Genomic DNA, 20,283 nt, shown 5'->3' on the forward strand with positions numbered 1-20,283 from the left:
CGTGCGATAGATTCGGCCACCCTGAGCCCCCCTGACGGGAGGTGTCCCGTCACGTACGGCAGGTCCTTCCTACCCCCGCGGAGAACGGCTTCTCAATGAGCGACATCATCAACGGACTTGGCCGCACCAGCGCCTACGGCGCCCTCGGCCTGGTCCTGCTGATCCTCGGCATCGTCCTGGTGGACGTGCTGACGCCAGGGAAGCTGCCGAAGCAGATCTGGGAGGAGCGCAACCGGAACGCGGCCGTCATGCTGAGCTCCGCGCTCCTCGGCGTCGGCGGGATCGTCTTCACCTCGATCTGGACCACGTACGACGACTTCGGCAAGGGGCTGCTGTCCACGGCCGTGTTCGGGCTGCTCGGGCTGGTCCTGATGGGCATCGCCTTCCTGGTGCTGGACTGGGTGACGCCCGGCAAGCTCGGCGCGATCGTCGTCGACCCGCAGCCGCACCCGGCGGTCTGGGTCACGGCCTCCTGCAACCTGGCGGTGGCCGCCATCGTCGCCGCCTCGATCGCCTGACCGGGCCGATCCGTCGGTCCGGTCCGTCCGCCGCGCGCACACCACGAGAGCGCCGCCCCCTCGGGGAGCGGCGCTCTCGCCGTACCGGCGCGTGCCGGGACTACGCCAGGCCCAGCGCGAATACCGCGAACCCGGCCGCCAGCACCCCCGCCAGCGCGCGCCGCACCGCCGTCGCCCGGGTCCACGGCTCCTCGAACCGGCGGGCGTACCGCGCGATGCCCACCAGCAGCACCGCGAACACCGGCATCCACGCCAGCCGGGCCGCGATCCAGCCCAGCGTCTGCGGAGCCGTCGTCAGCCCCGTCAGTCCGCCCGCGAACGAAGCGGGCACGGCCGCCGCCAGCATGGCCGTCTGGTGCCAGCACAGGATCGTCATCGCGCACAGGTTGATCACGACCACCGGGGCCCACAGTGCCGGCCGGGCCAGCAGCCTCGCCAGCCGGTCGCGCACCAGCATCGCCGCCCCCGACTGCGCCGAGGCCAGCGCCAGCACCAGCAGCGACGGCGGGTGCGAGTTGGTGCGCGCCTCGCCCGGTACGCCGACCATCGACGCCGGGTAGTGGAACACCGCGAGCAGCGACGCGAACAGCAGGGTCCCGCCCGCCAGCAGCAGCCAGGCGCCGCGCTTTGCGATCCGTCCCTCGCCCCAGGACACGCCCAGCTGGTACGCGAACAGCCAGCCCGGCAGGATGTTCGCCACCGCCAGCCACGGGGGCACGGACTCGGCGAGCGGCCCGTACCGCAGGAAGTCCACGACCGCGACCGAGGCGAGCAGCGGAGCCGCCGCCCAACCGCCGAGCCGGCGTGCCGCGCGTACGCAGTACGGGGTCAGCGCGGTCACCACCACGTACACCCCCACGAACCACAGCGGCTGGATCACCAGCGTGGCCCCGGTCCGCAGGGTGGCCTCGGGCACGCCCGCCGAGAACAGCACGGGCGCGGCCAGCGCCCACACCGCCGTGACCCCGAGCACCGGCCGCCCCAGCCGGACGATCCGGCCCTTGAGCCACTCCCCGGCGGACCCCTTGCGGCGGTGGTAGGAGAGCACCGAGGCGTAGCCGCCGACGAGGAAGAAGATCCCGAGCATCTGGAGCACCCAGCTCGCCGGGGCCAGCGCGCCGAACGCCGAGAGCGGGCTGGCGTTGTGCAGGCCGCCCTCCGCGTCGAGGGTGAACCCGCCGAGCAGCCAGTGCCCGGTCGGCACGGCCAGCAGCGCCAGGGCGCGCAGCCCGTCGACGGCCCGGTCGCGGTGGGCGGGGGTCTGCCGCTCGATCCGGTCGGCGGCCTTCTTGAGCGCGGTCAGCGGGGCGAGCGCGGCCGGCGTGCTCATCGGACCTCTCCCTTCGCGATCGCGGCGAAGGCAGCCAGGGACTGGGTGCCGGGTACGAGGTAGCCGGTGTGGCCGTGCACGTCGGCGGCGGGCACCTTGCGGGCGCCGAAGGCGGCGGAGGTCGGATCGGCGCCGTGGCCGATCCCGGCGAACTCCACGTTCGGTACGTCGCCGATCCAGTCGGAGGGCCCCCGGGCCGCCCAGACGCGGGCGCGGGTGTGGAGGTCGGCGGCGGTGTCGGCGCGCAGGCCGGGGGAGCCGAACACGACGATGTCGCTGGCGTCCGTACGCCCGGCCGCGAGGCCCCCGACCACCGAGCCGTAGCTGTGGCAGAACAGCACCGGGTCGGGTGCGCCGATCGCGTCGAGCCCCGCCGTGAACCGGGCCAGCCGCTCCGCGCCCGCCTCGGCGAGCCGCCCGGAGGCCGCGTCCAGACCGACCCCGACGGGAGTGGTGTAGCCGGTCCAGGCCACCACCGCCGTGTCCTCGCCGGCCGCGGCGCGCAGCGAGCGGGCCATGCCGGCCGGTCCGGTGTTCGGGGCGCGCTTCGCGTCGTACGTGGTGGCGTCGCTGTCCGAACCCGGCACGATCACCGAGACGTGCCCGGCCCGCCCCAGATCCCCGAACACCTCGACGACCTGGCCGCGCCCGCGCGGATCGAAGGCGAGGATCTGCCGGCCCGGCGAGGCGAGAGAGGCGTAGCGCGCCTCGCCGGTCGCGAGGACGGCCAGCCGGTTGGACTCGTACCGCAGGGCGACGGGGGCGCCGTCGAGGTTGCCGACCACCAGCGGGTGGTTGCGCACGAGCTCCCGGCGCTCCGCGTCGTCCAGCCCGGCGAAGAACCGTGCGACGTCCCGCGGCGAAGTGCTCGCGGGATCGGGCAGCGGCCGGCCGGACGCGGTGTCGGCCCGCCAGGCGGCGGTGCCGGGCGGCGGCCCGGTGACCGCCCGCTGGCTGTCGCCGGAGGCCCATCCCGCGGTCCCCCCGACCACGGCCACGGCCAGTGCGGCCGTGGCCAGGGTCCTTCCGAAGCGGCGCATGCCCCTTCTCCTCTCCTCGTGACGGGGAGAAGGTAAGGAGAAGGTGTCGCAGCGGTCGTCGGACCGTGGAGCCAAGTCGGACCTCATACCCCGGTAGGGGGTGGAGGAGATGCCCCGCCTCAGGCCGGGCCGGGCATCAGTCCGAGTCGCCGGGCCGCACCAGCCCCGCCTCGTACGCGAAGATCACCGCCTGGGCACGGTCCCGCAGGTCCAGCTTGGCCAGCACCCGCCCGATGTGCGTCTTCACGGTCTGCTCGGCCAGTACCAGGTGCCCGGCGATCTCCTGGTTCGACAGCCCGCGCGCGATGAGTTCCAGTACCTCGGTCTCCCGCGGGGTCAGCCCCTTCAGCCGCAGCGCCGGATCCTTGCGCGGCGCCGGCCGCTGCTGCACGAAGTCCGCGATCAGCCGCCGGGTCACCGAGGGCGCCAGCAGCGCCTCGCCCGAAGCGACCACCCGGACCGCCGCGATCAGATCGGCGGGCGGCGCGTCCTTCAGGAGGAACCCCGAGGCGCCCGCGCGCAGCGCCTCGTACACGTAGTCGTCGATGTCGAAGGTGGTCAGCATCAGCACCTTCGGCCGGTGGACCACCCCCGGCGGCGGGCCGAGCAGCTCCCGGGCCGCCGACAGCCCGTCCATCTCCGGCATGCGCACGTCCATCAGCACCACGTCGGGGTGCACGGTGCGCGAGACCTGGATCCCCTGCCGCCCGTCGGGGGCCTCGCCCACCACGTCGATGTCGGCCTGCGCCGACAGCAGGGCGGCGAACCCCGCCCGCACCATGGCCTGGTCGTCGACGATGATCACACGGATGGTCAACTGGGGTCCTCGCTGGCGTCGTTCAGGGGCAGACGGGCGGCGACCCGGAAGCCGCCGTCCGGCAGCGGACCGGTGTCCAGGGTCCCGCCCGTCAACCGTACGCGCTCGTGCATGCCGACCAGACCGTGCCCGGTGCCCGGACCACCCGCCTCCACCACCGCGTCGTGCGCCGCCGGGCCGTTGACGACGAGCACGAGAACCTCCCCGGCGTCGTGCGTCACGGACACGCGGGTCTCGGCGCCCGGCGCGTGCCGCACCACGTTCGCCAGGGCCTCCTGCACGATCCGGTACGCCGACAGGTCCACGGCCGGCGGCGCCGCCCGCTCGGCCCCGGCCGCCAGCGACAACTCCACCGGCTGCCCGGCCCGTACGGTCGCCTCCACCAGCTGCTGGATCCGGCCGATCCCCGGCTGCGGGGCCAGCTCGCCCGCTCCGCCCGGAGCCGGGCCGCCCCCGTTCCCGTCGCTGCGCAGCACCGTCAGCAGCCGCCGCATCTCGCTCAGCGACTCGCGGGCACTGGCCGCGATCGCAGCGAACTCCTCCCGCACCGGTTCCGCCATGCCGGGCAGCCGGTAGGGCGCGGAATCCGCCTGCACGGTGATCACCGACATGTGGTGGGCGACCACGTCGTGCAGCTCCCGGGCGATCCGGGCCCGTTCCTCCAGCAGCGTCCGCCGGGCCCGCTCGGTCTCGCTGATGCTTTCCTGCTCGGCGATCCGCTGCTGCGCGTCGCCGATGCCGCGCAGTGCGCCGGTCACGGCGAGGACGCTGCCGCTCAGCACGAAGAGCAGCGCGGTCGTGGTGGTCACCCCGTCGGGCTCGAAGAAGCCGAGCACCACCCCGACGGCGCCCGTGACCAGCCACACCGCGATCAGGGTCCGGATCGACTCGCGCAGCCCCAGGCAGACCATCAGCACCAGGTAGCCCACGATGGACATCGGGGTCCACGGCCAGGCGTGCCCGGCCACCTGGTCGGCGTGGGTCAGCACCACCGCCCCGAGCGCGTCCGCGGTCAGGACCAGCGCCCACGCGGGAAGCGGCCGCGTCACCGCCAGCAGCAGCGGTACGGTCTGGGCCACGCCCAGCGCGCCCGCCCAGCCGCCGCCCGCCTCGTAGTCGTTGGTCAGCACGGCGATGGTCGACGGCAGCAGCGACACCACGAAGATGCCGGCGACCACGTACGGCAGCATCCGCTGCCAGGCCTTCGGGGCCCGCGCGAAGAGCGGTTCGGCCGCCCCGGCGGGCGTACGCAGCACCATCGTGAACCGCATCGGAGCCCGGGCCGCCGGGGCCGGCGTACGGGGGCGGCGGGGGCGCCGGGGTCGGGCTTGGTCGCGATCGCTCATGATCGGTCCAGCCTATGCTCCGGAGTTCCTCCAGGAAGGCAGGAGTACGCTGCTCGCTGTCGATCACAGGGGGAGCCGGTACGCATGGGCACGGCAGCAGCACTCGAAAAACTCGTACCGGTGCTGCTGGCCTTCGGCGGGGGTGTACTGCTCGCGCGCCGCAAGACCGTCCCGGCCGAGGCCTCAAAGGCCTTCGCCGACTACGCCTTCCTCTTCGCCGTCCCCTGCTACCTCTTCGGCAACATCTACGCCAGCGACCTCGGCGCCCTCTTCAACTGGCACGCGATCGGCGCCTACGTCGCGGCCGCCGCCCTCGCCGTACTCCTCATAGCCTTCGCCTCGGGAGCCCGGGGCACAAGGGATCCCCGCGACGTGGCGCTGCGCGTCATGGCCGGAGTCCAGGTGAACACGGCCTACTTCGCCGTCCCCGTGTTCATCACCTTCTTCGGGACGGCCGCGCCGATCTTCCCCGTCCTGCTCTTCCAGGTCTGCGTGCTCTCCCTCGTCGTCATCTCCACCATGGAGCTGGGCCGCGCCGGCGAGACCTCGGGTGGCCCCGGACGGCGCCTCTCGCGGGCGGTCGGCGCCTCGCTCGCCACCCCGGTGGTGCTGGCCTGCAACGCCGGGATCGTGCTCAACCTCCTCTCCGTGCACCTCCCGAAGGTGGTCCTCGACGGGGCCGCCTTCGTCGGCGACAGCGCCTCGCCGATCGCCCTGTTCGCCCTCGGACTGCACCTCGGCGGCGTGGGCCTGGACGTCCGGGGCACCTCCCGCGAGGAGATGGCCCTCATCGCCTTCAAGTGCCTGGCCTTCCCGCTGCTGGCCTGGGCGGTGTGCGGACCGCTGTTCGGCGTACGGGGCGACTGGCTGACGTACCTCGTCCTGATCGCCGCCATGCCCACCCCGCAGAACCTGTTCGTCTACGCCCAGCGCTACGACGTGGGCGTGGACCTCTCCGCCTCGCTGGTGATCAAGAGTTCGGTGGTCTCGCTGCTGCTGCTCCCGCTCTGGCTGCAGACGGTGGCCGGCTGAGAGCCGAAACGGCGGCCCGCCGTACGTTCCCCGCGGCGGCTTCGGTCGTTGACCCGGCATGGAGTTGCTGCCGACCATCGCGGCGCCGGGCGTCGGCGAACGGGCCGACGCCGCGGCCGATGCCGCCTGCCACCTCTACGACGCCGTCGCGCCGTGGAGCTCCGCCGAGCCGGGCGGGTGGAGCCGTACGGCGGCCGAGGACGCCGCCGAGACCATCGAGACCACCGCGCACGCCCTCGCGTACGCCCACCCGCGCGCCGAGGTGCTCCTGGCCCCGGTCCACGCCGCCCTGGCCGACCTGCGCCGCCAGCTCGGGCTCCCGCCCGCCGACCGGCTGACGGCCGACGGGCTTCCCGCGACCCCGCGCACGGTGGGCAACCCGCGGCGCACCCGCTGGGTACGGGTGCTCACCCCGCCGTTGCCCCGGCAACCGCCTGCTCGTACAACTTCTTGACCTCCGCGCCGAAGTACGAGCTGTACGAGGTGTCGGCGGTGTCCCCGCCGGTCTTCCAGCCGCCGATGACCCCGACCACGTCCCCGGTCTCGGTCACCTTGTCGTAGTTCTTCAGGAAGGGGCCGCCGCTGGTCCCGCCCGGGTATCCGGTGCAGTCGATCCGCAGGAAGGATCCGGGGATCCCCGGATCCTTGCTGGTGAACTTGGTCGTGCGGTTCACGCACAGCCGGGGGCGCGCGGCCGAGGCCGGATAGCCGATCAGCGACACCTTCGCGTGCTCGTAACCGGCTCCGGTGACCAGGCGGTTCCCGCCGACCACCTCCTCGACGGGGAACCCGTCGGCATCCGGCCCGACCTGCGCGAAGGCCACGTCGAGCGTGGCCCCCTTGTCGGCTCCCAGGCTCTTGTAGCGCGGGTCGATCCAGACCTTGGACTTCCCGTCGGCGGCCCGCAGCACCGGGAACATCCCGTACGGCTGCGGGTCGGCCGCCGTGTACAGCGGTACGAACGCCACCTGGCGGGCATCGGTGCCGAGCAGGCAGTGCGCCGCGCTGAGCACCAGGTTGCGGCCGGGGGAGGAGACCACGCTCGCGGTGCAGAAGTACGCGCCGCCGCCCTTCATCACGAACATCCGCCCGACGACCGGGATCCCGTCGAAGTCCTGCCCGGTGCCGGGGTCCGTGGCCGCGACCGCCGACGCGGGGGTCATGGGGGCCGCGTTCGCCATCCGGTCGGCCGTCCAGAAGGTCTGCGCCTCACGGGCGGACCACCGGCCGGGCGGCGCCATGGCGTTCCCGGCCTCGGCCACCGGCAGCGGCCCGGCGGGCAGCAGCAGGGCGGCCGTCGCCGCCGCCACGGTCAACGTACGTCGCATGTCGAGCTCCTCTGGACGGCTGGACGGTCAGATGGCCTGCGGGAAGCGGAACAGCCGGTCCGGGTCGTAGGTGCGCCGGACCTCTTCGAGGCGGGCGAGGTTGGGCCCGTAGTACGCCTCGCGCCAGGCGGGCAGTTCGGGATCGATGTAGTTCTGGTAGGCGCGGCCGCTCGCCCAGGGGCGCAGGTCCTGCCACAGTCCGTCGAGCCAGCCCTGGTGCGCGGACACCTGCGCGGGGGTCGCGGAGGCCGGCCAGTAGGCGAGGTACTGGGTGAGGAAGACGCTGTCGCGGTGCACGAACGCGGTGTCGGACGCCGCCGTCCGGTGCACCGCGCCCCCGAGCTCCGCGGTGAACTGGACGACTCCGAGGCCGCCGGCCGGCACCGACCGCCCGTAGCGGCGTACGGCGGCCAGCACCGCGGCGACGCCCGCGTCGGGCAGCCCGGCGGCCCCCCAGAGGTCGGAGCGCGCGCCGTACGAGTCCCGGCCGGTCACGCCCTCGGGGGTGCGGCCGGGCAGGGTGCCGGGCAGATGGCACTGCGCGGCGCTCTGCTCCAGGCAGCCCGACATGGCCCGCAGGGTCTCCTCGTAGGTGCGCACGACGATCCAGCTGTCCCGCGGCTCCCGGCCGACCAGGTCGGACAGGCGGCTCAGCTGCCGCTCCAGCTCGGCGCGGCCGTCGAAGCACAGGACGCGCACGGCGGGGGCGGGGGCGGCCGCCGGGCCGCCTTCGATCAGGAACTCGACCTGGCTCCAGAAGGGGTCGGGGAGGGCGGCCAGCCAGGGCTGCCAGCCGCGCAGCAGGGCGGCGGAGTCGGCCTCGGGCCAGTGGAGTTCGGCGTGGGCGCAGTCGGTGGCGGGGTGGGTGCGGAAGCGGAATTCGGTGACCACGCCGAAGTTGCCGCCCCCGCCGCCGCGCAGGGCCCAGAACAGGTCCGGGTCACGGGTGGCGTCGACCTCGCGCACCACGGCGTCGGGGGTGACGACCGTGGCGCCGGTGAGGGCGTCGGAGGTGGTGCCGTGGGCGCGGGAGGCGAGGCCGAGGCCACCGCCCAGGGTGAGTCCGGCGATCCCGACGGTGGGGCAGAGCCCGGTCGGCAGGGCGAGGCGCCGCGCGGCGAGACTCCGGTTGACGTCGCCGAGCCGGGCTCCGGCGCCGATGCGCACGCCGGGGCCTTCGACCGTCAGCCCGGCCATCGCGCCGACGTCGACGACGAGCCCGCCGGCCCGGGTGGACCAGCCGGCGTAGCTGTGGCCGCCGCCGCGCGGTACGACGGGGACGGCGGAGCGGCGGGCGAAGTCCAGGCAGGCGGCCACGTCGGCGGCGTGCGCGGGGTAGGCCACCGCGCCGGGCGCGATGGCGTCGTAGCGGGGCTGGAACAGCTGACGGGCCTGCGGGTAGTCGGGGTCGCCGGGCCGCACCACCCGCCCGTCGATCCCGCGCGCGAGCGCCGCCCAGTCGGGAGCGCGGGCGTGCGCCCCGGTGGCTCCCAGGGCGGCCAGCACGACTGCGGGTGCGCCGCCCAGCAGCCGGCGGCGATGGAGGCTCATCCCCCCTTCCTGCCATCGCCCGGCCCGATCACGGCGAAGGCGGGCCCAGCGGACCGGCACTGCCCCCCGAACGGCCCACGAGCGGTGGGCGGACCCGCCCGGGCACGCAAACCCCCTCGCGTGCCCGAGCGGTGGGCGGACCCGCCCGGGCACGCAAACCCCCTCGCGTGCGGGGGCACGGCCGTGGAAGCTTCCCGGTGTGGGAACGGACATACACGGGATCATCGAGTGCCGCTGGGACAACTGGCTGGACGAGGACGACCGCAGCTGGTCCGGGGCGATCGACCTCTACCATCTGTACGACGGTCGGTCCTGCATGGCGTTCGGCGCCCCGTTCGGTGTCCGCGACACCCCGTTGTTCCGGCCCAGGCCGTGCGGGACGGGGAATGGGGGCCCGTCCGGGACGTCATGCGCACCCTCGCGCGCCTCCACGGGGACGAGGGGGTGCGGCTCGTCGTCTGGTTCGACTGCTGACCGCGGTGCCCGTTCGGGCCGGGCGGCGGGGGCGCGAGGGTACGGTTCGAACCCCTGGGCTGCGACGGGGCCGTGAGATGAGTACGGTCTGCCCATGCAGAACGACGGAGCCGGCAGGCAGCAGCGGGGGCATGTTCTTCTCATAGCGGGCGACGCCGCGGTACGGAGGCGGGCCGTTCAGGTCGCGCCCAGCGCCAATCTGGCCGCGCTCGGAGTGCTGCCCGCGTCGGCGCTGTTGAACAGCCACGCCCCCAGTGACACCACGTACCTCGACGGCGCCCGGGACCCCAACACCGTGCTGATGCGGCTGCGCGCCGCCGCGGCGACCCCGGGGCCGCTGCTCGTCTACCTCTCCGGCCGGCTCACGCTCGACCGCCGCGGCCAGGGGCTGCACCTCGCGCTCGCCGGGACCACGGCCTCCACCGTCCGCTACACGGCCTTGCCGTGGGACTGGCTGGGAACCGAGCTCGCGGCCCGTGCCACCGGCCCGACGACGGTGGTGCTCGACCTCGTCGCCGACAAATCCGCCTGGCCGGTGCTCCAGGAGTACGGGAGCCTGCCCGCCTCACCCTCCGCCGAGGTGTACGGGGTGGTCGTCCCGCCCGCCTTCGCCGGCGGGCCGCACCAGGTCAGCGCGTACACCCGGCACTGGATCGACCAGCTGCGCCGCAGCCCCACCCGCCCCACCAACCTCCAACTGCACGCCTTCGCGGTCGGAGCCGCCGCCCTGCCGCCCGGCACCCTCGTCCTGCCCGCCACGCGCGAACTCAGCGCCACCGCCGCCCAACAGGCGCCACAGGCACCACACATGCCACACGCGCCGCAGGAGCCGGCTCCCGACCCGCGCCCGCACATCCACGCCCTCGCCACCGATGGCCGGCACCAGGAGGCCGCCACCCTCGCCCAGGCCTGGGAGCAACACGTCCTCCAGACCCACGGGTACACCTCGCCCGAGGCGACCCACTGGGCCGAGATCCGGGCCGACCTGGCCCGGATGGCCGGAAACTACGGTTCTGCGACCCGGCTCTGGATCAACGCCGGACACACCCGCCTGGGGCACCAGCCGCCGGACGCCCCCGAGGTCCTCGCGGCCGCGGCGGGCGCCCTGTACTGCTGGACCCAGCTCAAGGACCAGGCGGCGGCCAGGGATTCCGGCCCCGAACTCGTCCGCCTGCTGCGCGCCCTGCCCAGCCTCGAACCACGCCTCCTGAGGCTGACCCAACAGCGGCTGGAGGTGCTGGAGGGCGCGGTCGCCCCCTAGTCCGACCGCGGCCCCGCCGCCCGGGCCGCCGCCCGGGCCGCCACCCGGGCGGTCTCGGGCCGGGGCCGCGGCCCGGACTCCTGGGACGCGGTCAGGAGCGGCTGGCGTTCGAGGGGCCGAAGAACTCGATCTCCGCGATCGCGACCTGCTTGTCCGCGGCGGACGCGTGCGAGGAATCGACGGTGAAACGGACCTTCGTGACCTCGCCGACGCGGAACGGGAGCCGCTGCCCGCCCGCCCCCTGATCCAGGGTCAGCCGGCGCGTGGTGACCTTGCCGTCCTTGCCCGTGATCGTCGCCGTGACGCGGTGCGGCAGGGCCGACTCGCCGATCTTGTCGGCCCGCCCCGAGACTCCGGGGGTGATGATCAGGTCCAGCAGCCGTGTCGGCTCGGTGAAGGAGGCCTCGATCCACTCGCCCTGGCCGGACTGCGAGACGCCGGGACCCCACCAGGTGTTGCTCCGCTTGTCGAAGGCGATCTCCGGCTGGTGGCCGGGGTACGAGCGCGAGGCCGCGATCCGGTCCGGGGCGACCGGGGCGCGCTTGGCGAAATGGTCCTGGGTGGCCCGTACGCCGCCGGGCAGGTACACGACGCCGAGGATCGCCAGGGCGACGACCGCGGCGAGGGCGATCCAGGTGCCCACCCGGTCGAAGACGCGGCGCAGCCGCGGACGGTCGCCCGCCCACGGCGTCTCGCCGTGCCGCGCGCCGAAGAGCCGGCGCCACCAGGGTGCCCGCCGCCCCGGCGCCGCGGCCCCGCCGGTCTCGGCCAGCGGCATCGCGCAGCGCACGCAGTAGTGGCGGTCGGGCCGGTTCGCAGTCGCGCACCACCGGCACGGCGGGCCGCCCTCGATGCCGGGCTGCTCGCCCGGGGCGCGTACGGCGGGCCGGTCGGCGTCCGGCCGGCCGGGGAGGACGGGCGCGACGGCCGCCGGGGCGGGGTGCGGCGCCTCCGGGTCCGCCACGGGCACCAGGAGGGAGCGGGCCCGGTCGGACATGGTGTCGCTCAGCTCGTGCGGGGCCCGGGCGGCGGGTACGGGCGCGGTGGGCGCGGTGTCCTGCGGCGACGGCGCATTCGGGCGCACCGGAGCGGGTCCGGACGGTTCCGTACCACCGGCGGCGGCGGGCCTTCCCCCGCCGTCCGGACTCCCGGCGCTCCCCACAGCCTCCGGGCTCCGCGGCGCCTCGGGCTCCGGCGCCGGTCCCCGCACACCGGCGGAGGGGGCCGCCGCGACGGGCCCGGTGGCGAGGGCTGCGTCCGGGCCGTCCGGAGTCCGTGCGCCCGGCGCCCGTGCAGCGGGCGGGGTCCCGGCCGGCCGGGACGCCTCCTGCGGAGACCGGGCCACGGCCGGGGCGGCCGGGGCGGGTCCCGCAAGGTGCGACGCCGAGCCGGCGGGCCGGGCGGCGCGGGCGCCCTGGTCCCAGCCGAGCACGGCGCCGCACGCGTCGCAGAACGACTGGCCCGGTTCTGCGCGCGTTCCGCACTCGGGGCAGTTCTGCGTGGTCATGTCTGCGGGGTCCTTTCGGCGGCGGTCACTTCGACCGTGTAGGGCATGTGGGCGGGGCGGGCGGCGGCGACGAGCGAGTCCAGGCGGTGGGTGTCGGCCGGGGTCGGGTCGGGCAGCCGGAGCGTGACGTGCAGACGGGGGCGCGGGGCGCCGGGGAAGGGGCCGAGCGGGCGGGCGTTCCAGTCGGCGCCACCGCTCTCGGTGATCTCGGGTGCGACGCCGAACGCCAGCCGCACCGCCTCCGCGAGGCCGCGGCGGGTGCCGCGGACCCGGTGCAGCGCGACCGCGGCCGCGACGGCGGCCCGCAGCCGGGGCTCGGGCTCGCTGCCGTCGGTCTCGGCGCCCACCCAGGTGGCGAGCCACCGCGCGAAGTCGGCCGGGGCCAGCGCGGGGTCGAAATAGGTGTCCAGGCAGTCCAGGACGTTCAGGATGGGCGCGATGACGTCGTCGAGTCCGCCGACGAACCGCTGGGCCAGGTCGTCGTCGGCGAACACGGCGGGGAGCATCGTGCCCAGCGGGAGCGAGGATCCGAGGCCGTCGACCGAGCCCCGGTACGGCGTGGCCGTCATGAGCCGTCCCCGATCACCCGGACACGGTGGTCGAAGGAGAAGACCAGCGAGGGCCGGCCCAGGTCGATGCGGTCGGTCGCGTCGCCGCGTTTGCCGGTGAGCGGGTCCGCGGGGTGCAGTACGACCTGGTCGACGAGTTCCACCCCGGGGACCCGTTGCAGCACGGCGAACAACTCGCCGGTCTGGACGGGTCGGCCGAAGGGCCAGCCGCGGCCGTCCGCGCCGCCGGTCAGCGGGTCGAGGTGGCGGTAGAGCGCGTCGTGCGCCTGGCGGCGCACCCGGTCGGTGTCGACGCCACGGAACGCGTGCACCGTGGCGACGACGGTGACGCCCTGGTAGTACGGCGGGCCGACCGCCAGCCGGGTGCCGATCAGACGCCGCTCGTCGAGGTGGCGGGTGATCCTGCCCAGCAGGGCGTCGCCCGGCACGAGTTGTTCGAAGCGCAGCCGCCCGCCCGGATCGGGGACGGCCTGGGGGACGACGAGGACGCGGACCGCGTAGGCGCCGTGCTCGCCCTCCTCGCCCTCCAGGCAGGCGATGCGCGCGGTCTCCGGTGCGGCGCGGCGTGCGAGCTCCTCGTAGTCGCGCAGGGTGACGGCGCGGTCCTGGGCGCGGAGGGTGATCGGCGCCCGCAGCTTGGCCTCCTCGACCGTCTCGCCGTCGACGCCGCCGCGCGCTGCCTCGCGGTTGACGACCTCGGCGACGTACGGGATGGAGGTGCGCAGCACCTGGACGGCGCCGCGCGCCACGTTGCCGCCGCGACCGCCGCCGGTGCGGTACCGGTGGGCCCGCAGCACGGCGCCCTTGGGGGCGACCGCCCCGTACTGGCGCAGCGTCCCGTCCGGTTCGCGGACGGCCGGGCCGAAGGCCACCTCGCCGGTGGCGGCGTCCAGGGTGACGTGGTGGTCGCCGGGCCGGGAGCCGGCGAAGTGCGGGACCACCCGCCAGTCGCACCAGCCGTCGTCGGCGGAGCTCTGCAGGAGCAGCGGCGGGTCGTCGGCGACGACCGGGGCGTGTCCGAGCCGCAGCCGCTGTCCGGGCAGACCCGTGGCTTCGCCGAGCGCCTCGTCGTGGACGGTCTCGGCGTGCACGGCGCCGGTGGTGCCGCCGATGGTGTAGGCCTCCACGGAGCGGATGCTCGGCGAGGTGGTGTAGAAGGGCTGACCGGGCGCCGGTTCGGTGACCCGGCAGCGGACCCACCCGGCTTCGTGTCCGCCGCCCCGCGAGAGCACGTGGCCGCCGGGCAGGTGCAGGACGACGTCGCCGGGCCGGTTGAGACCGCCGGTGCCGTCCCGGTCCACTTCGCAGGCCTGCCAGCCGTCCTCGGTCCACGCCTCCCACACCAGCGGCGGCTGGCGGGGATCCACCCCGACGCCGTCGACGCGGCTGTCGAGCTCCAGCGCGAGCGCGCAGTGCGGAGCGGCCGCGGTCAGACCGATGAGCATGCAGTCACCGGGGTTCGGGGCCTCGGCGAAACACAGTACGTCCTTGCCCTCGAAGAGGTCCGTCGTACGGTCCGCGACGGGCTGCCCGCGGTGCTGCACCACCAGGTGGGACAGCGAGCACGGTACGACGGCCAGGTCGTGCTCGGTGGCGAAGACGACGGCGTCCTCCCGCTCGGTGCGCAGCGTGGCCACCTCGGCCCCGGCGGGGACCAGGATCACGTCCTCCTGGGGCGCGGACAGCCAGAAGGTGACGTCCGTGCGCGCCGCGGACGGCGGGAAGAGGGTGATGCCCACCAGGTCGAGGAAGGCCAGGTGGTTCTTCTCCGGGACGCGGTTGAGCCGGTAGACGATCTGGTCCGCCATGTGCGCGACCGTCTCGACGAGCGTGACGCCGGGGTCGGAGACGTTGTGGTCGGTCCACTCCGGGGCGCGCTGCTGGATGTAGCGCTTGGCGTCGTCGACGAACTGCTGGAAGCGCCGGTCGTCGAGGTTGGGGGAGGGCAGGGACATCAGAGGTCGCTTTCCAAGGAGCCCGGCGCACCCGGCTCGTCGTGGGAGGGGATGACGTAGAAGGGGAAGACGAGGCTGCGCGGGTTGTTCGTCCCGCGGATGGAATACCGGACGTCGATGAACAGGACGCTCTGGTCGGTGCCGGTGGAGACCTCCACGTCGTGGACCTCGATCCGCGGTTCCCACCGGTCCAGGCTCATGTACACCTCGTGCTGGATGCGGCCCGCGGTCTGCTCGTTGACCGGGGCGAAGACGAGGTCGTGGATGGCACAGCCGAAATCCGGGCGCATCGGCCGCTCGCCCGGGGAAGTGGCCAGGACGAGCCGGACGGCCTCCTCGATCTCGCGCTCGCCGCTGACCAGCGCGATGCCCCCGGTGGGACCGATGCGCATGGGGAACGCCCAGCCGGAGCCGACGAACTGTTCGGCCATCAGGGGGCCACCTGCCCTTTCCTTCCGCCGGCGGCGCGGGCGCGCCGGCGCGGTCGTCGGGTCATGCGGGGAGGGGGTACTTCACGGTGTTGACGAACACGGCGCCCTGGAGGTCGACCTTGACGGCGCGGATGCCGACGTTGGCGATGGCGGTGACCTGGATCGTGCCGACGGAGTTCATCGTGGTGGCGCCCAGGGCCGTGGTGGAGAGGGCGCCCATCGCGTACAGGCTCATGGCGCCCAGCGACTTGACGTTGACCACGCCGCCGCCCTGGATGTCGAGGGGGCCGCCGCTCTTGATGGTGAGCCGGCGCCGGGCGCTGAGCGTCAGGTCGGTACCGGCCTCGACGGACACCGAACGGCCGCCCTTGATGGTCACCGACCCCTTGCTGTCGACGGTGATCTCCGTCTGGGTGCGGTCGAGGTTGATGGTCAGCCGGTCGTCACCGCTCGCGATGCGCACGCCCTGCTTGCGCCGGCCGGTCCGCTGGCTGAGCAGGTCGACGCGGTTGCCCTGCCGGTCGGACAGGGTGTGCCGGGCGGCCTTGTGCTTGAGCCCGTCGTGCAGGGGCACGTCGTCGACGCGGGTCGGCAGGTCCCGGCCGTTGTAGAGACCGCCGATCACGAACGGGTGGTCCAGGGCGCCCCGGTCGAAGGCGACCAGCACCTCGTCCCCGACGTCCATCGGGAAGACGCCGCCGCCGCCCACACCGCCCATCTGCACGCTGCGGGCCCAGTCGCTCACGTACGTGTTGTCCAGCCACGGGAACTGGAGCTTGACCCGTCCCTGCTTCAGCGGGTCCTGCACGTCGGTGACGATGGCGTTCGCGACGCCGGGCAGCCGGGTGGCGCCCGCGGAGCCCGCCCCGCCGCCCCCGCCCGACGCCAGCCCGTAGAGGGAGCGCCACTGGCGTCCGCTCACGGTGATCCACGACTCGTAGTGCTTGCCGTCGCCGAAGACGTGCCGCACGGAGGTGACGGTGTACTTGCCCTCGAAGGGCTTGCCCACGTCACCGAGGGCCACCGGCACGCCCGGCCGGAGCCGGGGATTGCCGTACACCGCGACCTCCAGCTCCGCGAACGAGGAGGTGACGTCGGCGGCCAGGGCCTTGGCGGCCTGCTGGACCTCGTCCTGCCGGTCGTACGGGACGGCGGTCTCGACGAGTTGCGCCGGCGCGAACTTCCCGGCCGCCTGGCCCGGGGTCAGGCCGATGGAGATGCCCGGGTCGGTCGTGGCCGGGGCCGTCTCGACGATCTTCTTCTTGGTGGTCACGTTCCAGCCGCGCGACTCGACGGCGGCGACCTGGTCCGCGGCGGTGACCGCCGCCCGCAGCCGGAGGATGTCGTGGCCGGCCTGGAGCACGAAGGGGCTCTTGTCGCCGTCGGTCCGCGGGGACGGCGCACCGGCCGACGGCGTCGGCGTCACGAACCGGAACTTCCCCATCGCGTCCAGGGACATCACCATGTTGTTCTCGTCGGCGAGCCGGGAGAGGAAGTCCCAGTCGGAGATGTTGGCCTGGCTGATGAAGCCGTACGCGCCCTTCGTCGGCTGGATCCGGCCGATCGGCACGCCGTCCAGGAGGGCGAGCTTGCGGGCGATGTCGGAGGCCTTCTGATTGCGGTAGGCGGCGACGCGGCGCCGGCGCATCATCCGGTGCCCGAGGTCGTAGCCGCGGATCACGGTGAAGCTTCCGGTGCCGTCGTAGTCGGCCTCCAGCGCGGTGACCTCGCCGGTCAGCAGCGGCTTGCCGGCGCCTTGGCCGTCGGAGATCGGCGTGAGGACCACCCTCGTGCCGAAGGTGACGCCGAGTTTGCCGAGGACCAGCCGGTACGGGTCGCGGAAGGTCAGCCGGAACGCGGCCGGCACGCCGACACCCTGGTCGACCCAGCCCTCGACGAGCAGCGGGGCGATGTCGTCGGGGAGCTTCGCGCCGCCGATCCGCACCTGCATGATGCTGGAGAACGCGGGCTGCACCATCAGCGCGCCACCTCCTCGGGCGCGGGCAGCACCAGTTCCGTGCCGGTCGGCAGCCGGGACGGGTCGTCGATGCCGTTGAGCTCGGCGATCGCCCGCCAGACGGTGGCCGTGCCGTACTCCCGCCACGCCAGCGATTGGAGCGAGTCGCCGGCCACGACGCGGTGCACGCGCTGCGCGGTGAGCGAGCCCGACGTCGGGTTCTGGCCCTTGGTCTTCCCCGGGATCTCCACCAGGTGTACCTGACAGGTGGCACGGATGGGCACGCCCGTCGTGCCGAAGAGGCTGTACGACGCCTCGACGGAGCTCACGTACGCGACGAAGCGGGCCGTGGAGAACGACCCCCACTCGAACACCACCCACGGCGGCGACGGTTGATCGGCGGCGATGCTCTTCGCCGTCACCTCGCAGCAGTCCAGCAGCGATTCGACCTTCTTCAGCACCGTGTTGGCGGTCGGCGCGGTCGAGGAGTCCAGGAAGATCTCCAAGGTCATCTCGCGCGGCTCGGCGCCCATGAACTCCGGCTTGGAGCCGTCGCGCACGGCCATCGTCGGCGTGGCCTTCCACTGGGCGCGCTGGCTCAGCGACAACTGCGCCGGGTTGAACTCGAAACCGAACGTCCTCATCAGTGCCCCGGGCGTCGTGCTCGTCCCGACCGGGGGCTCGTGGATCGCCAGGCTCGCGCGCACCAGGCTCTTGCCGGCGCCCCTGCTGTTCGTGGCCATGGGTGTTGCCTCTTTCCTCTCCGCTCCGCCTGCCGCGCCGTCAGTCCGTGAACCCGTGGTGGGCGATCTCCAACACCTCCGTGGCCACGGACGGGTTGGCGGGGTCGAGGGTGGGGCCCTGCCAGCTCACCGGCAGCACGTCGATGAGCCCCCAGCGGGCCACCAGGGACCCGTCGGCCCGCAGCGCCGCGATCTGGGCGGTGGGCCGCTTGATCCCCGTCTGGACCGACGAGATCCACTTGGCGACCTTCGCGGTGTCCGGCGTGAGCGGCCGGGTGAGCCGGACGGTGGAGAACGTGACCCGCGTGGGCAGGTGCCACACGAAGCCGTTGTTGCCGCCCTCCTGCCGGTGCTCGACCTCCACCTGCGACGACAGGCCTTCGCATCCGTTGAAGAAGCCGAGGCTCTCGCCGTCGATGGTGAGGGTGAACCAGATGGTGGACCCGGGGTCTTGGCGGGGCATCCGAGGTGGGCCTTTCTGTCGTTCTGCGGTGGTGGCGCGCGCGGTGACCGGGGTCTGTGTTCCGTCAGGCGCGCGGATCGCGGAGCCTGCCGATCCGTTCGCGGTCCATGCGCAGTTCGGTGCGGACGAGGCGGGTGACCCGGCCGATGATCCGGTGCACCAGCTCGTCCAGCTGGAAGTCGGTCAGATCGCGCGGATCGAACGCGCCGGGGGCGACCGCGCTGTACTCGGGCGGCGGGTCCTCGGCGGTGACCGCCGTCCCGGGAGCCGGATCGGCGCCGGGCGGCGCGTACGGCGGCAGCGGTTCGGCCGGCGGGGCGGGCCGCGATGCCGGGGCGGGCTGGGGCGACGGGGCGGGCTGGGGTGACGACCGGAGGTGCCCCAGCGTCTGCGCTACGCTGGCCGACGCGGCGGCGGCGAGTGCGCCGATGGCCCGGCCGGAGCCGGAGCCGGAGCCGGAGCCGAGGGAGCTGAAGGAGGGGAGGCGCTGCACCGTGGGCGCGGCCGGCTTCGACCCCCCGGACGGTGCCCCGGCCGCCGCGCCCGCGGGCAGGGCCGGGGGTACGGCCCCGGCCGCGGGCGGCGGAGTCAGGGCAGCCACGGGCAGCGGACCGCGCGCTGTGACCGCGGCGCCGGGCGAGGCGCTCCGGCGCAGGGGAACGCCCCTTGCGGAGGAGGCGCGTTGGACGGGGCCAACGCCGGCCGTACGCCCAGGTGCCGGCGCGGTCGGTGCGGTGGGCGGGAGCGCGGGAACGCCGCCTCCGGTGGGGAATCCGGGGCGCTCGGGCACGGAACGCGGCGCCGCCCCGGCGGGCGCGCTGGCGAGCGGCGCCCCCAGCGGGGAGCGTTGCTGGACGGGGGGCGCCGAGGGCCCCGCGGAACCGGGTGCCGGGCGCGGCGGAGCCGGCGTGGGGACCGTCGAGGCGACGGCCCTGGGTGCGGGGGCCGCCGGGACCGCCAGGGGCGCCCCGAGCCCCGCCCGGGGAGCCGCGACACTGCGCTGCACCGGGTCCGCGGGTGCGGCTCCGGCGGAGGTACGGGGTCGGGGTGCCGGTCCGGGGCCCGTGGCAACGGGTCGGCGCCCCGACTCCGCACGGCCGCCGGCGACCGACGGGGGTACGGGCGTGGCCGGGCGGGCCGGTCCCGGGCCGGTGGCGTGCGGTTCGTGCTGTGACCCCGTGGTGCCGGGGGACGAGGCGGGTACGGCCGCATGCGGGCGGGGCAGCGCGGGGCCGGTGGCGCGGGGTTCGTGCTGCGACTTCGTAGGGCCTGGAGTCGGCGGAGGTACGGCCGTGGAGCGCTGCACCGGGGGCGTCGTGGTGCTGCGCCGGGCAAGGGGGAGACCGGCTACCGGGGGCGCGGCGGCCGCGGAGGTCGGAGCGGACGGGCTGGGGGACGGGGGAACGGGCCGGGTGGGCGGAACGTCCGGAACGCGCGTCGGCGCGGGGGTGTCCGACCGCGGCGCGGTGTGCGGAGCCGGTCGGGACGTCGCCGGTGCACCCGTCCCCGGCGCGTCGTCCGACGCGCCGGGGACGACCGTTGGGGCACTGCTCCGGGTGTGCGCGCGGGGCCGGACGGAGGGCCTGGCGGCCGCGTCGTCGGGTACGGCAGAGGAGCGACGGCCTTCGGCCGGATCGGACGATGCCATTCCGGCCGCCGATCGCTGAACGGGCGTACCGGTCCCGGACGCGGCTGCTGTCACCGCTCGCGCCGCGCCGGGGGTGTCGGTCGTCGGTGACTTCGCGTGTGCCGGGTGCGTCCCCGTGGAATTCGCTTGGTCGCGGCGCGGGACGCTGCCGGGCGTCTGCGTCTGCGTCTGCGTCTGCGTCGGCGGAGTCTTCGCGGCGGGTACCGCCCGCTGGACGGGCGTGCCGATCGCGGGTGCCGGAGCGGGCGCCGCCGGTGTGGGGCCGGAGGTGTCGGCCGAGGGTGACCCGGACCGGGACGGTCGCGCGTCGGTG

At 74.7% G+C, this 20,283-nt stretch carries 18 protein-coding genes; 4 read left to right on the top strand and 14 right to left on the bottom strand.

The features are described from left to right. The first annotated feature begins 95 nt into the window (after positions 1-95). Entirely contained in the window at positions 96-518 is a 423-nt protein-coding gene (locus AB0M92_RS21950) for a DUF350 domain-containing protein (RefSeq protein ID WP_366103932.1), read from the top strand. 100 nt (positions 519-618) lie between these two features. On the opposite strand, the gene AB0M92_RS21955 is transcribed toward AB0M92_RS21950, so the two are convergent. The 4 genes from AB0M92_RS21955 to AB0M92_RS21970 form a co-directional block, all read right to left on the bottom strand. Then, the gene (locus AB0M92_RS21955; protein ID WP_366103933.1) at positions 619-1,848 is read right to left on the bottom strand and encodes an acyltransferase; all 1,230 of its coding nucleotides are present in this window, start codon (positions 1,846-1,848) and stop codon (positions 619-621) included. Continuing rightward, positions 1,845-2,888, bottom strand: coding sequence for an alpha/beta hydrolase (locus AB0M92_RS21960; RefSeq protein ID WP_366103934.1), 1,044 nt, complete (start codon positions 2,886-2,888; stop codon positions 1,845-1,847). The genes AB0M92_RS21955 and AB0M92_RS21960 overlap by 4 nt, the downstream gene beginning before the upstream one ends. A gap of 136 nt (positions 2,889-3,024) precedes the next feature. Continuing rightward, entirely contained in the window at positions 3,025-3,705 is a 681-nt protein-coding gene (locus AB0M92_RS21965) for a response regulator transcription factor (RefSeq protein ID WP_366103935.1), read from the bottom strand. Further along, positions 3,702-4,964 carry a histidine kinase gene (locus AB0M92_RS21970; RefSeq protein ID WP_366103973.1) on the bottom strand — a complete coding sequence of 421 codons (1,263 nt, stop codon included), beginning with the start codon at positions 4,962-4,964 and terminating at the stop codon, positions 3,702-3,704. Before AB0M92_RS21970 ends, AB0M92_RS21965 begins: the two co-directional genes overlap by 4 nt. A 171-nt stretch (positions 4,965-5,135) precedes the next feature. Between AB0M92_RS21970 and AB0M92_RS21975 the strand changes: the two genes are divergently transcribed. Together AB0M92_RS21975 and AB0M92_RS21980 are read left to right on the top strand one after the other, a co-directional pair. Beyond that, complete coding sequence (locus tag AB0M92_RS21975) at positions 5,136-6,083, top strand: AEC family transporter (protein ID WP_366103936.1); 948 nt, start codon at positions 5,136-5,138, stop codon at positions 6,081-6,083. A gap of 58 nt (positions 6,084-6,141) precedes the next feature. Further along, positions 6,142-6,537, top strand: coding sequence for a hypothetical protein (locus AB0M92_RS21980; RefSeq protein ID WP_366103937.1), 396 nt, complete (start codon positions 6,142-6,144; stop codon positions 6,535-6,537). On the opposite strand, the gene AB0M92_RS21985 is transcribed toward AB0M92_RS21980, so the two are convergent. Next, entirely contained in the window at positions 6,491-7,411 is a 921-nt protein-coding gene (locus AB0M92_RS21985) for a serine protease (RefSeq protein ID WP_366103939.1), read from the bottom strand. The genes AB0M92_RS21980 and AB0M92_RS21985 overlap by 47 nt on opposite strands. Positions 7,412-7,438: 27 nt before the next feature. Next, entirely contained in the window at positions 7,439-8,962 is a 1,524-nt protein-coding gene (locus AB0M92_RS21990) for an FAD-binding oxidoreductase (protein ID WP_366103941.1), read from the bottom strand. Positions 8,963-9,530: 568 nt separating this feature from the next. Here AB0M92_RS21990 and AB0M92_RS21995 point away from each other — a divergent pair. After that, positions 9,531-10,697: a hypothetical protein gene (locus tag AB0M92_RS21995; protein WP_366103942.1), complete on the top strand. Its 1,167-nt coding sequence runs from the start codon at positions 9,531-9,533 to the stop codon at positions 10,695-10,697. Positions 10,698-10,788: 91 nt separating this feature from the next. Here the strand turns inward: AB0M92_RS21995 and AB0M92_RS22000 are convergent, their stop codons facing one another. The 8 genes from AB0M92_RS22000 to AB0M92_RS22035 form a co-directional block, all read right to left on the bottom strand. Next, complete coding sequence (locus AB0M92_RS22000) at positions 10,789-12,204, bottom strand: zinc ribbon domain-containing protein (protein WP_366103943.1); 1,416 nt, start codon at positions 12,202-12,204, stop codon at positions 10,789-10,791. Further along, positions 12,201-12,773: a phage tail protein gene (locus tag AB0M92_RS22005; RefSeq protein ID WP_366103944.1), complete on the bottom strand. Its 573-nt coding sequence runs from the start codon at positions 12,771-12,773 to the stop codon at positions 12,201-12,203. Before AB0M92_RS22005 ends, AB0M92_RS22000 begins: the two co-directional genes overlap by 4 nt. Then, positions 12,770-14,728 (bottom strand): putative baseplate assembly protein, encoded by a 1,959-nt coding sequence (locus AB0M92_RS22010; protein ID WP_366103945.1) that lies wholly within the window; start codon positions 14,726-14,728, stop codon positions 12,770-12,772. The genes AB0M92_RS22005 and AB0M92_RS22010 overlap by 4 nt, the downstream gene beginning before the upstream one ends. Next, positions 14,728-15,159 carry a GPW/gp25 family protein gene (locus tag AB0M92_RS22015; RefSeq protein ID WP_366103946.1) on the bottom strand — a complete coding sequence of 144 codons (432 nt, stop codon included), beginning with the start codon at positions 15,157-15,159 and terminating at the stop codon, positions 14,728-14,730. Before AB0M92_RS22015 ends, AB0M92_RS22010 begins: the two co-directional genes overlap by 1 nt. 61 nt (positions 15,160-15,220) lie before the next feature. Continuing rightward, on the bottom strand, positions 15,221-17,137 hold the full coding sequence (locus AB0M92_RS22020) for a VgrG-related protein (protein WP_366103947.1): 1,917 nt from the start codon (positions 17,135-17,137) through the stop codon (positions 15,221-15,223). Then, positions 17,137-17,859, bottom strand: a complete 723-nt coding sequence (locus tag AB0M92_RS22025; RefSeq protein ID WP_366103948.1) for a LysM peptidoglycan-binding domain-containing protein — start codon at positions 17,857-17,859, stop codon at positions 17,137-17,139. The genes AB0M92_RS22020 and AB0M92_RS22025 overlap by 1 nt, the downstream gene beginning before the upstream one ends. A 40-nt stretch (positions 17,860-17,899) precedes the next feature. After that, positions 17,900-18,322 carry a phage tail protein gene (locus AB0M92_RS22030; RefSeq protein ID WP_366103949.1) on the bottom strand — a complete coding sequence of 141 codons (423 nt, stop codon included), beginning with the start codon at positions 18,320-18,322 and terminating at the stop codon, positions 17,900-17,902. A 64-nt stretch (positions 18,323-18,386) separates the two neighbouring features. Then, positions 18,387-18,923 carry an extensin gene (locus tag AB0M92_RS22035; protein WP_366103950.1) on the bottom strand — a complete coding sequence of 179 codons (537 nt, stop codon included), beginning with the start codon at positions 18,921-18,923 and terminating at the stop codon, positions 18,387-18,389. Positions 18,924-20,283 lie beyond the last annotated feature (1,360 nt).

Origin of the sequence: Streptomyces sp. NPDC051582, from assembly GCF_040681715.1 — a bacterium.
Taxonomy (GTDB): domain Bacteria; phylum Actinomycetota; class Actinomycetes; order Streptomycetales; family Streptomycetaceae; genus Streptomyces.